Here is a 12,801-nt window from a genome sequence, read left to right on the forward strand (position 1 = left end):
TTTGGCACAAATATTGTGATTATGTTAAATATAAAAATAGTTCAGCAAAACTAACTATTTTTGTTATGTTCAACAATAAAAATCTAATGATATGCTATTTCACAACTACTTAACCAAGAAAATGCCAATTTTAGCCGTTATAGGCTTGGCAATTGGCTTGTCTTCATGTGGTTCTTATCAATATGTTGGCGCTAATGATGGGATTTACGGAAGCACAGAACAATACGATCGCTACGAGGAAGCTGTTGTTGAAGTGCCTAAGGAAAATTCTAAAAACAATTACTACTCTAATTACTTTAAAAATAAATCTATGGAAGCTGATTATATGGTTTCCAGTGGAGAAATTTTTACCGATATCGATGATTATGAAACATCGGGGTACACTGAAGATGATGCTCAGGCCAATGACTACCAAGGATATGGTGGCTGGGGACAGGAAAACAGCAGTGTAACTATTAACTTCAATACAGGATATGGCTATTGGGGTGACCCATATTGGAACAACTGGGGTTGGAACAATTGGGGCTGGAACTACGGCTGGAATTACGGTTACAACAACTGGAATTGGGGCTGGGGTTGGAACAGCTGGGGTTATTGCGATCCTTTCTGGTATGGTGGTTATTATGGCTGGGGATATCCTTGGCGCTATGGATATGTAGGCTACTATGGCACTCCTTATGGCAGATATTATGGTTACAACACATATTATGGTGGTTACTGGGGCAACAATGGTATTTACGACAGAAGAAATGTTGCTTATAGCGCAAGCCGAAGAGGCACATATGCTAACAGAGCTACAAATTCTACCATAAATAGAAGAACCAGTTACACAAGTTCCGATAGAACTTCAAAGTATACTACTAGAAGAAGCACTATAAATACCAATGGTGTGAGTGCCGACAGAAGAAATTACAATACAACTAATAGTTCACGTAATTATACAAGTAGCTCACAAAGACGCTCAACTTCGACTTACACGCCATCAACAAACTCAACATCCAGAGCATCTTCAAGCAGAAGAACAAGCTCGAGAACCTATTCACCTTCAAACAGTAATAATAGTAATTACTCTAGAAGATCATCAGGAAGTAGTAACTCATCTTACACTCCTAGTAGAAGTTACAGTTCAGGATCAAGTTCCAGTTCAGGCTCAAGTATGAGATCGTCTTCTGGAAGCAGTAGTCGTTCCAGCAGTGGTGGCGGAAGTTCAAGATCTTCAAGTGGAGGACGAAGAGGATAAAAAGCATAAAAAAAAGAAAAATTAAACTATGAAAAAGTTAAACCTGTTATTTATAGGTATACTATCGGCATGCACACTAAATGCTCAGGATATTAGTGATGCTCTCCGTTATTCACAAAGTGAAATTCAAGGAACAGCGCGTTTCAGAGCCTTAAGCGGGGCCTTTGGTGCCTTAGGTGGCGACATGAGTGCCGTTAGCTTAAACCCCGCCAGTTCGGCAGTATTTAATGCGAGTCATGTTTCGTTTTCATTATCAAACGCCGATGTAAAAAATGAAACGCAATATTTCAACGGGTTTAACAAAGTCAATAATTCCAAGTTTGACTTAAATCAGGGAGGTGCTTCGTTTGTATTCGCTGCAAGAAATAATTCACCTTGGCGCAAGTTTTCTTTAGGTGTGGCTTATGAGAAAACCAACAATCATGAAAATGTATGGAATGCTATTGGCACAAACACCAATGATGATGGTCAATTTAGCAACTCCATTGCAAGTTATTTTTACGATTACGCCGATGGAGTAAGACTTGTAGAGATTTCACTTAACGACAGATATATTGAAGAAGCCTATCAAGCTATCGGTGGTAAATACGGGTTTGCGCATCAACAAGCTTTTTTGGGTTATCAGGCTTATATTTTAGATCCGGTAACTGATAGCGACGACAACACCGAATATATAGCAAACGTGGCAACCGGAAACTTTGCTCACGATTACGCTTACATTTCAACCGGATACAACGGTAAAATATCCTTCAACTTTGCCACGCAGTACCAGGACAAGTTATATTTAGGCCTTAACTTAAATTCACACTTTATAGATTATGATCGTGTAACCAGCTTAATGGAGGACAATAACAATGGTGGAGACATCGAGTTTATCGATTTCGACAATACCTTATCTACCACAGGAAATGGTTTTTCATTTCAGTTAGGTGGTATTTTAAAACTTTCACAAGAATTTAGAGTTGGTGCAACGTACGACTCTCCTACCTGGTATACCATTAGAGAAGAAACAACACAATATATCAATACCAATCTTGCAGATCCCGATGTTGACTATATTCCATCCATCATTAATGTTTACCCGCAATACAGAATTCAAACTCCTGGTAAATTCACAGGAAGTTTAGCTTATATTTTTGGAAGTCAAGGCTTAATCAGTTTTGATTACTCTATTAAAGATTACAGCAATACAAAATTTAAACCTACATCTGATAGTTTCTTTGCAGAGCAAAACACTGTCATGAATAATATTTTAACCTCCGCTTCTACTTACCGCATTGGTGGAGAATACCGTATAAAACAATTAAGTTTACGTGGTGGTTACCGCTATGAAGAAAGTCCGTATGCCGATGGTGTTACTGTTGGAGATTTAAACGGATTCTCAGTAGGTTTAGGTTATAGCTTTGGAAACACGAAATTTGATGTCACTTTCGATCAGTCGCAACGCTCGTTCGAAACGCCCTTATATAATGTTGGCTTGATAGATTCTGCATCAATAGATCAAACGAATTCGAACGTTACGTTCTCGTTAAGTTTCAACTTGTAAAACGAAACCAAACAATATTTTAAAAAGCTTGGATTAATAAATTCAAGCTTTTTTCATTTTTATGTAATTAATACATAAAAAATCAGACCTACTCTTTAAATTAATTGTGTAATAATACAAATCATAACAAAACAGTTTTGCTTATCTTTGCAAACTTAAAGTGATTTTTTTAGTTAATGATATGACAATCATTCAACTAAACAACAATGAAATGAACAGATGAAAATTGAGAATAACTTAGAAGAATTTGAATCTTTAGGAGACGACCACATTGGAACTTCATCAGACACCCCATTAAGAGGTGATGCTTTTAAACTTTCTAATGAAGAAAAAATAGAAATTATTAAAGACGATGTTCGTCACATCATGGAAACATTGGGTCTTGATTTAACAGACGACAGTTTAAGCGGTACGCCAAACCGTGTTGCCAAAATGTTTGTTAAAGAAATTTTTGGAGGTTTAGATCCAAAAAGAAAGCCAAGTGCTTCAACTTTCGACAATAAATACAAATACGGTGAAATGCTTGTTGAAAAAAACATCACAGTGTATTCAACCTGCGAACACCACTTATTACCTATCGTTGGTAAAGCGCATATTGCTTATATCTCGAACGGTTCGGTTGTTGGTTTATCTAAAATGAATCGAATTGTAGATTACTACGCTAAACGTCCACAAGTACAGGAACGTTTAACGATTCAAATTGTTAAAGAACTTCAGGAAGTTTTAGGTACAGACGATGTTGCCTGCGTTGTAGATGCAAAACACTTATGTGTAAACTCAAGAGGTATTCGCGATATTGAAAGTAGTACCGTAACCTCAGAATTTGGTGGTAAATTCAAAGAAGAATCTGTGCGCAGAGAATTTTTAGATTACATAAAATTAGACACTAAGTTTTAAGTTAAACTAATTGCTTATCAACCCAACATCAATGCAACTTTTTCAAGATCAACACATAAAAATATATAATTCTCTTACTGGTAAAAAAGAACTTTTTAAACCTATAAACGAAGGCCACGTGGGTATGTATGTATGTGGACCCACGGTTTACAGCAACGTGCATTTAGGAAATGTAAGAACCTTTATGTCTTTCGATATGATATTCAGATATCTAAAGCATTTAGGTTATAAAGTTCGCTATGTAAGGAATATTACCGATGCTGGTCACTTAGAAAATGATGCCGATGCTGGTGAAGATAAAATCACTAAAAAAGCACGTTTAGAACAAATTGAACCTATGGAAGTAGTACAACGCTACACTGTAGATTTTCATAACATTCTAAACATCTTTAATTTCCTGCCGCCAAGCATTGAGCCTACAGCAACAGGACATATTATTGAACAAATTGAACTTATAAAAAGTATTATCGATAATGGTTTTGCTTACGAAGTAAACGGATCGGTATATTTCGATGTATATAAGTTTAATGAAAGTCATGAGTACGGAAAATTAAGTAAACGAAAACTGGACGATTTAATTCACAACACCCGTGAATTAGACGGACAAAGCGATAAAAAGAATCCGCAGGATTTTGCCCTTTGGAAAAAAGCCGAACCGCAACACATTATGCGCTGGCCTTCGCCTTGGGGAGACGGTTTCCCGGGTTGGCATTTAGAATGTACAGCCATGAGCACTAAATATTTAGGTGATAAATTTGATATTCATGGTGGAGGAATGGATTTAAAATTCCCGCACCACGAATGTGAAATTGCTCAAAATGAAGCCGCTAAAGGAGAATCGCCAGTAAACTACTGGATGCATGCCAATATGCTGGAATTAAACGGACAACGTATGTCTAAAACTACTGGAAACACAGTGAATCCGGATGAATTATTATCCGGAAACAACAAATTTTTCAGTAAGGCTTACGCGCCAAGTGTGATTCGTTTCTTCATCGCTCAATCATCATACAGAAGTGTTTTAGACTTAACCGATGATGGGTTATTAGCAAGCGAAAAAGGATTTTACAGGTTAATGGATGCTATTAATCAATTAGATAGCCTGCAAGCTTCTAAAACCTCAACAATAGATATCAGTGCATGGAAACAAGCTTGTTATGATGCTATGAATGACGATTTCAATTCTCCTATTGTTATTGCGCATTTATTTGAAGCTGTAAAATATATTAATCAGATTAAAGAAGGTGTAGAAACCTTAACCGAAACTGATTTAGAATTATTAAAAGAAACGATTAACATCTTTACTTTTGATATTTTAGGGCTTGAAAACGTGACTAAAAAGGAATCGGGTACCGATAAATTATCGGCGGCTGTAGATATTTTAATAAAATTAAGACAAGAAGCCAGAGCGAATAGAGATTTTGCTTTGTCTGATCAAATTCGTGATGAATTGGCAAACGCTGGAATTCAACTAAAAGACGGTAAAGACGGCACAACGTTTTCCGTAAATTAAATATTGTTAGTTAAAGCGGAGTTGAGAATTCACTAACTAAAAGTTCTCAACTCCGCTCGAACTAACAAAAGAACCTGAAACAAGTTCAGGTTAACAAAAGCATGAAAAAACTACTTGTTGTACCGTTTCTATTTCTAATAAAGATTTATCAAACCTTTATTTCTCCGCTAACACCAGCAACCTGTAGATACACGCCTACCTGTTCGCATTACAGCAAAGAAGCTTTACAAAAATATGGTTTGTTTAAAGGTGGATGGATGGCAATAAAGCGCATTTTTAGTTGTCACCCTTGGGGAGGTTCAGGTTACGACCCTGTACCTTAATTCAATCTTAGTATTTCAAATCTCTCTTAGTAAAAAAATAAAAAGCATTATTCCGAATGTTTCTTTTTAGAGGCCATTTGGGGCTTACTTTATGTTTCATTCAAAAAATGCTTTTCACTAAACAAATATGCAAAACCTATCGATTAAACGCAAATTTATTCGATAAAATACATTTTAATTAATTTTTACTCGGAATGTTCTTAAGTATTTCAAGAACAAATGCCCAGTATTTTTGAACTGAAGAAATCTGTGCACGCTCATCTGGACTGTGTGCTCCCTTAATATTAGGACCAAAACTAATCATATCCATTTCAGGGTAATTTTGTCCAAGAATACCACATTCTAATCCGGCATGGCAAGCGGCAACATGTGCTTGTTCTCCGTTTAAATCTTCATATAACTTAGTCATTACTTTTAAAATGGCAGAATCCATATTTGGCGCCCAACCAGGATAATCGCCTGAAAACTCAACTTCACAACCCGTTAATTCAAATGTCGCTCTTAAGGTATTCGCTAAATCCATTTTTGAACTCTCAACCGAAGATCGCGTTAAACATCCTACGTGAATATTTCCATTTTTAATAATAACCTTAGCTATATTATTTGATGTTTCCACCAAATTAGGAATATCGGCACTCATACGGTAAACACCATTATGTGCAGCATAAAGTGCTCTGGTAAACCCTTCCTGAATACCTAAATCCATAATTTTCTCTGGCGTCTCACATTTAGAAACTAAAATTTCTAAATCTGGTTCCATGGTTTTTAACTCATTCTTAATAACATCTGCTAAAATCTTAGTTTCTAATACAAATGCTTCTTCATGAATGGCATCGATAGCCACGACAGCAACACTCTCGCGAGGAATGGCATTACGTAAACTTCCTCCTTCTACTTGCGAAATACGTAATCCATAATTTTCGAAACCGTCAAATAACATGCGGTTCATAATTTTGTTGGCATTACCAAGACCTTCATGAATCTGCATTCCTGAATGTCCTCCTTGCAACCCTTTTACTTTTATCTCGAATCCAATTTTAAATTCCGGTGTTTCTTCTTCCTCATAAGTTCTGGTTGCCGTAACATCGATTCCTCCGGCGCAACCTACACCAATCTCATCATCTTCTTCGGTATCTAAATTCAATAAAATACCACCTGAAAGCAATCCGCCTTTTAAGCCCATCGCTCCAGTCATTCCAGTTTCTTCATCAATGGTAAATAAAGCTTCTATGGCAGGATGAGCAATATCGGTGCTTTCTAAAATAGCCATAATCGTTGCCACACCTAACCCATTGTCTGCACCAAGGGTTGTTCCTTTTGCGCGTACCCAATCGCCATCAATATACATATCAATACCCTGAGAATCGAAATCGAAAACGGTATCGTTATTTTTTTGATGAACCATATCTAAATGCGACTGCATCACTACGGTTGTTTTATCTTCCATACCCACAGTTGCAGGCTTCTTTATGATGACATTCCCAACAGCATCAACTACTGTTTCTAAACCTAAGTTTTCACCGAAACTTTTCATAAACGCTATAACACGTTCCTCTTTTTTTGAAGGACGTGGTACTTCGTTTAAATCGGCGAATTTATTCCACAATTGTTGGGGTTGAAGTTGTCTTATTTCTGAACTCATTTTTATATAGTTTTAGTACTTGCAAAGGTAGCAAAAACCCACAGATTTAAGTCGCTACTCCTGATGGAAGTGGCATCCTTTTTTTAGAAGCATGACAAAAAAAGATATAACGAACAGCAGGAAGAAACCTTAACGGATAAACACCGACCATCGGGTACTTATTTTTATTATTTTTGAAATATGCTGATAAAGAAAAAGACCATTATTGCCCTGCTTATTATTCCGCAATATCTGTTTGTTAAGCTACTGGGCAAGTATCCTGAATTTGTTGAAACCTATTACAGTAATGGACTGTATCCAATAATTTCGAAGCTGTTTCGATATACGCTGGGTTGGTTACCTTTTTCGTTCGGCGATTTAATCTATGCTTTTGCCATAATCTATATATTAAGATGGCTGTATTTAAAAAAAACCCGTATTTGGAAAGATAGTCTGAATTGGGTGATTGATGTAACTGTAGCTCTGTCTGTTATTTTCTTTTTGTTTCATTTATGCTGGGGATTAAATTACCACCGATTACCGCTTCATAAAAACTTAAACCTAAATCGCGATTATACTACAGAACAATTGGTCGCTGTTACCGAAAAGCTCATTAAAAAATCGAACGAGCTGCATTTAAAAATCACCAATAACGATACTATTAAAGTTACCGTCCCCTATAGCAAAACAGAAATTCTTAATATGGCGCCAATAGGTTATGAAAACTTAAAAATCATATTTCCACATTTGGAATACCATCCAAAAAGTGTAAAAAAGTCGCTATTTAGTTACCCGCTAACATATATGGGTTTTAGTGGTTATTTAAATCCGTTAACCAACGAGGCTCAAGTTGACGCCATTATTCCAACCATTAAAATACCAACAACATCTTCTCATGAAATTGCTCACCAGTTGGGCTATGCTGCTGAAAACGAAGCCAATTTTATAGGTTGTTTAGCGGCTATTAATCATGATGATATTTACTTTAATTATGCCGGCTTTACTTTTGGATTACGCTATTGCTTAAACGAAGTCTATTTTCGAGATGAATGTCTTTACGACGACTTAGTTGCCGATGTTAATGAGGGTATTTTAAAAAACTACAAAGAAACCCGCGACTTCTGGGAAGCTCATGCCAATCCGTTAGAACCCTTTTTCAAAATCTTTTACAGTAACTATTTAAAAGCCAACCAACAAAGCAAAGGCATGGAAAGTTACAGTTATGTGGTAGCGTTGCTGAGCAATTACTTCAATGAAAAATCTTTATGAAAAGTTAAAATTTTCTGAACATTATTCAATAAAATTCGATTTTTCGTACATTTAAGACTTAACTAACCTCTATCACATGCTGAAAAATTATTTAGCAAGTATGGCCATTGTATTTTCAATGAGCCTATTTGCACAGGATTATTTTCCAAAAAATGATGGCGTACACACTGTGAACAAAAACTACACCGCCATAACCAATGCCAAACTTTTTGTTACTCCAACACAAATTATTGAAAACGGAACTCTTCTTATTCAAGATGGAAAAGTAGTTGCTACCGGATCATCGGTTTCCATTCCAAAAAATTCAATTATTATCGATGTTGAAGGTAAAAGCATCTACCCATCTTTTATCGATGTCTTTTCTTCTTTCGGAATTGAAGTTCCAAACGCATCTTCTGCTTCAAGTAGAAGATCAAGGCAATATGATGCTTCACGTACAGGTTATTACTGGAACGACCATATCATGCCTGAAAAACATGCGACAGATGCATTTAATTACAATACTAAAGAAGCTACCGAATTATTAAAAGCCGGGTTTGGAGTTGTAAACACACATATTCCTGATGGTATTGTTAGAGGTACAGGCGTATTGATTGCATTGAATAATGAGCAAGGCAACCAATACCGTATTATAGATGAAAATTCAGGACAATATTCCTCTTTTAGTAAAAGTATAACATCTCAACAAGCCTATCCTACTTCTTTAATGGGAAGCATGGCTTTATTAAGACAAGTATTTATTGATGCCGACTGGTATGCTGGTGGCCATATAGATACCAAAGACTTATCACTAGAAGCCTTTAATGACAATAAAAATCTGATTCAGTTTTTTGATGCGGGAAGTCGAGCCAACATTATGCGAGCTGATAAAGTTGGTGATGCTTATGGGGTGCAATACGTGATGTTAGGCGGTGGTGATGAATATGAGCGCGTTGCCGATATTAAAGCCTCTCAAGCCAAACTTATCTTACCATTAAATTTCCCTGATGCTTACGATGTGGAAGATCCGTTTTTATCTTCGGCATTAACTTTGGGAGATATGAAAGCCTGGAATCAAAGACCCTCAAATCCTAAAATATTATCTGAGAATGATATTATCTTTGCATTTACTACACACAGTTCAAAATCTCTAAAAGAATTTAGGGAAAACTTACTAAAAGTAATTGAAGCGGGGCTTTCTAAAGAAAAAGCTCTGGAAGCCTTAACTATGATTCCGGCGCAACTTTTAGGAAAAGAACAACTTATTGGTTCTCTCGAAAAAGGGCATCTGGCGAATTTTATTGTAACCTCAGGTGATATCTTCGACAAAAAGACCACCATTTACGAAAACTGGGTACAGGGCAATAAAACAACATTTGAAGACATCAATAAAAAGGATATAAAAGGTGATTACAAAGTAACTTTAGCAAATGAGAACTATAGCATGTCTATTTCAGGTGAATTGAGTAAACCTAAAATTGAAGTTAAACAAGGTGAACAAAAGCTAAATGCCAACCTGACTTACAAAGATGACTGGGTTAATATTGCAATCGCATCAAAAGATTCTACCAAACAGGAGTTTATAAGAATAACTGCTTTAACTGAAAAGGATCGCGTGTTAAGAGGAAAGTATATTCTACCAAACGGCAGTGAATTTCCTTTAAAAATTACGGCTGAAGAAAAAGAAGCTGAAGATTCCAAATCGGAAACCGAAACAAAAGACACAAACATTCTTTTACCTATTACCTACCCAAATAAAGCCTACGGTTTCGCCGAAATACCACGGGCAGAAACCATGTTATTTAAAAATGCTACGGTTTGGACAAACGAAAAAGATGGTATTTTAGAAAACACCGATGTACTAATCAAAGACGGTAAAATTTCTAAAATAGGTAAAAACCTATCCAATGGAAAAGCCACAGTAATCGACGCCACTGGTAAGCATTTAACAGCTGGAATTATAGACGAGCACTCTCATATTGCCGCTGCCGCAATTAATGAAGCTGGACAAAACTCATCTGCCGAAGTTACCATCGAAGATGTTATTAATGAAACCGATGTTAATATTTACCGAAACCTTGCCGGCGGCGTTACCTCCATTCAAATACTACATGGTTCGGCGAACCCTATTGGTGGACGTTCGGCTATCATCAAACTAAAATGGGGAGAATCGGCAGATAATTTAATCTACGACAACACCCCTAAATTCATAAAATTTGCCCTTGGTGAAAATGTCAAGCAGTCTAACTGGAGTGGTGGCAGATTCCCGCAAACACGTATGGGGGTTGAACAGGTATATATCGATTACTTTACCCGAGCTAAGGAATACGATGCTTTAAAGAAAAGCGGAAAACCTTATAAAACAGACTTAGAATTGGAGGTTTTAGCTGAAATTCTAAACAAAGAACGCTTTATTTCATGTCACTCCTATGTACAAAGCGAAATTAATATGCTCATGAAAGTCGCCGAAAAATTCAACTTCAACATTAATACATTTACCCATATTCTTGAAGGCTATAAGGTAGCCGATAAAATGGTTGAGCATGGCGTTGGCGGATCGACATTTAGCGATTGGTGGGCTTATAAATTCGAAGTTAACGACGCTATTCCGTACAATGCGAGCATTATGCACAATGCTGGTGTTACGGTTGCTATAAATAGTGACGATGCCGAAATGTCTCGCAGACTAAATCAGGAAGCTGCAAAAACCATTAAATATGGTGGAGTTAGTGAAGAAGATGCCTGGAAGTTTGTGACTTTAAACCCTGCCAAATTGTTACATCTCGATGATCGTGTTGGAAGCATAAAGGTTGGTAAAGATGCTGATGTCGTTTTATGGTCTCACAATCCTTTAAGTATTTACGCTAAAGCTGAAAAAACAATTATAGAAGGTGTTACCTATTTCGATATTGAGCAAGACAAAAAGATGCGTGAAGCCATTAAAACAGAGAAAAACCAGTTGATTAATATGATGCTTCAATCTAAAAACAAAGGTGATAAAACGCAACCTGTTAAAAAGAAAGAACACAAACACTTACACTGCGATTCTATTGAAAATGAGATTTAATAATATAAAGATGAAAACATTCTTATCATACATAGCTTTTGTTTGTTGCCTTAACGCATTTGCACAACAAACACCTGCTCCAAAACAAACAAAGGACATTGCTATCCTGGGAGCAAAGGCTCATATCGGTAATGGCACTGTTATTGAAAACAGTGTTATTATATTAAGTGACGGGAGAATTACAAACATTGTTAATGGCGATGTAGTAAAACTAAATTTAACCAACATCGATGTTATTAATGCTAATGGTAAACATGTTTATCCTGGTTTTATTTTACCAAACTCCACTCTTGGGTTGGTAGAAATCGATGCTGTAAAAGCGTCAGATGATGAAAAAGAAATGGGAGCCTGGAACCCCCACATTAGAAGTTTAATTGCCTATAATGCCGAATCTAAAATTGTTGAAAGTTTAAGACCTAACGGCGTACTTATCGGGCAAATTACCCCGCAAGGCGGACGTATGTCAGGAACATCATCTGTCGTTCAATTTGATGCCTGGAACTGGGAAGACGCTGCTATTAAAGTTAATGATGCGCTTCATCTGAACTGGCCTAGTAATTTTTCAGCTTCTCATGCCTTCTTTTCAAATACCCGTACAGGAATTTCAGCGAATGAAAACTACAACGAACAGATTAAAGAAATTGAAACTTATTTTCAAAACGCAATAGCCTATAATAAGGGCGATAAAAAACCGACTAATCTACCTTTTGCTTCTATGGAGGGTCTTTTTAATGGAAATCAAAAATTGTTCATCCATGTTAATGAAGAAAAAGGCATTATTGATGCTGTTAACTTTTGTAAAACCTTTCAATTAAACAATGTCGTAATTGTTGGTGGAAAAGAAGCTTATAAGACTATTGATATTTTAAAAGAAAACAACATTCCTGTGGTTTTAAATCGCGTGCACTCGCTTCCTGATAGCGACGACGATGATTATAATCTACCCTACAAAACAGCGCGTTTATTGGTTAATCAAGGTATAACGGTTTGTTTGGACAGCAGTGGTGATATGGAACGTATGAGTTCAAGAAACCTACCTTTTTATGCAGGAACTACAGTTACTTACGGTTTATCTCAGGAACAGGCTTTACAATTAATAACTCTAAATGCAGCAAAAGTTTTACGGATTGATACCGATTATGGTTCTTTAGAAAAAGGGAAAAGTGCTACATTATTTATTTCGGAAGGCGATGCACTTGATATGAAAACAAATGCTATTTCTCATGCCTTTATTGATGGCAGACAAATTAGTTTAGAAACGCACCAAACCGAACTTTGGAAACGGTATTCAGAAAAACTTAAAACCAAATAATAAAAAAGCGAGCAGTTTAGCTCGCTTTTTTATT

At 36.4% G+C, this 12,801-nt stretch carries 9 protein-coding genes; 8 read left to right on the plus strand and 1 reads right to left on the minus strand.

Annotated elements, in window-relative coordinates; genetic code table 11:
• Positions 1 to 91 precede the first annotated feature (91 nt).
• The 5 genes from R1X58_RS00970 to yidD all read left to right on the plus strand — a co-directional run bounded on the left by R1X58_RS00970 (position 92) and on the right by yidD (position 5,519).
• Positions 92 to 1,240: a hypothetical protein gene (locus R1X58_RS00970; protein ID WP_240572692.1), complete on the plus strand. Its 1,149-nt coding sequence runs from the start codon at positions 92 to 94 to the stop codon at positions 1,238 to 1,240.
• A gap of 28 nt (positions 1,241 to 1,268) precedes the next feature.
• Complete coding sequence (locus tag R1X58_RS00975; protein WP_240571336.1) at positions 1,269 to 2,786, plus strand: OmpP1/FadL family transporter; 1,518 nt, start codon at positions 1,269 to 1,271, stop codon at positions 2,784 to 2,786.
• A 219-nt stretch (positions 2,787 to 3,005) separates the two neighbouring features.
• Positions 3,006 to 3,683, plus strand: coding sequence for a GTP cyclohydrolase I FolE (folE, locus tag R1X58_RS00980; RefSeq protein ID WP_240571338.1), 678 nt, complete (start codon positions 3,006 to 3,008; stop codon positions 3,681 to 3,683).
• 31 nt (positions 3,684 to 3,714) lie between these two features.
• A complete protein-coding gene (gene cysS / locus R1X58_RS00985) occupies positions 3,715 to 5,196 on the plus strand; it encodes a cysteine--tRNA ligase (protein WP_240571340.1) in 1,482 nt (493 codons plus the stop codon).
• A gap of 101 nt (positions 5,197 to 5,297) precedes the next feature.
• Positions 5,298 to 5,519 (plus strand): membrane protein insertion efficiency factor YidD, encoded by a 222-nt coding sequence (yidD, locus tag R1X58_RS00990; protein ID WP_240571342.1) that lies wholly within the window; start codon positions 5,298 to 5,300, stop codon positions 5,517 to 5,519.
• A 178-nt stretch (positions 5,520 to 5,697) separates the two neighbouring features.
• Here the strand turns inward: yidD and R1X58_RS00995 are convergent, their stop codons facing one another.
• The gene (locus R1X58_RS00995; RefSeq protein WP_240571344.1) at positions 5,698 to 7,161 is read right to left on the minus strand and encodes an aminoacyl-histidine dipeptidase; all 1,464 of its coding nucleotides are present in this window, start codon (positions 7,159 to 7,161) and stop codon (positions 5,698 to 5,700) included.
• Between the two features lie 180 nt (positions 7,162 to 7,341).
• Here R1X58_RS00995 and R1X58_RS01000 point away from each other — a divergent pair, with 180 nt between their 5' ends.
• From R1X58_RS01000 to R1X58_RS01010, 3 genes are all read left to right on the plus strand, one after another.
• Positions 7,342 to 8,409 (plus strand): DUF3810 domain-containing protein, encoded by a 1,068-nt coding sequence (locus tag R1X58_RS01000; RefSeq protein WP_240571346.1) that lies wholly within the window; start codon positions 7,342 to 7,344, stop codon positions 8,407 to 8,409.
• A gap of 76 nt (positions 8,410 to 8,485) precedes the next feature.
• Complete coding sequence (locus R1X58_RS01005; protein ID WP_240571348.1) at positions 8,486 to 11,455, plus strand: amidohydrolase family protein; 2,970 nt, start codon at positions 8,486 to 8,488, stop codon at positions 11,453 to 11,455.
• A gap of 10 nt (positions 11,456 to 11,465) precedes the next feature.
• Positions 11,466 to 12,767 (plus strand): amidohydrolase family protein, encoded by a 1,302-nt coding sequence (locus R1X58_RS01010; protein ID WP_240571351.1) that lies wholly within the window; start codon positions 11,466 to 11,468, stop codon positions 12,765 to 12,767.
• The last annotated feature ends 34 nt before the right edge of the window (positions 12,768 to 12,801 follow it).

The sequence above is a fragment of the Aestuariibaculum lutulentum genome (genome assembly GCF_032926325.1).
Taxonomy (GTDB): domain Bacteria; phylum Bacteroidota; class Bacteroidia; order Flavobacteriales; family Flavobacteriaceae; genus Aestuariibaculum; species Aestuariibaculum lutulentum.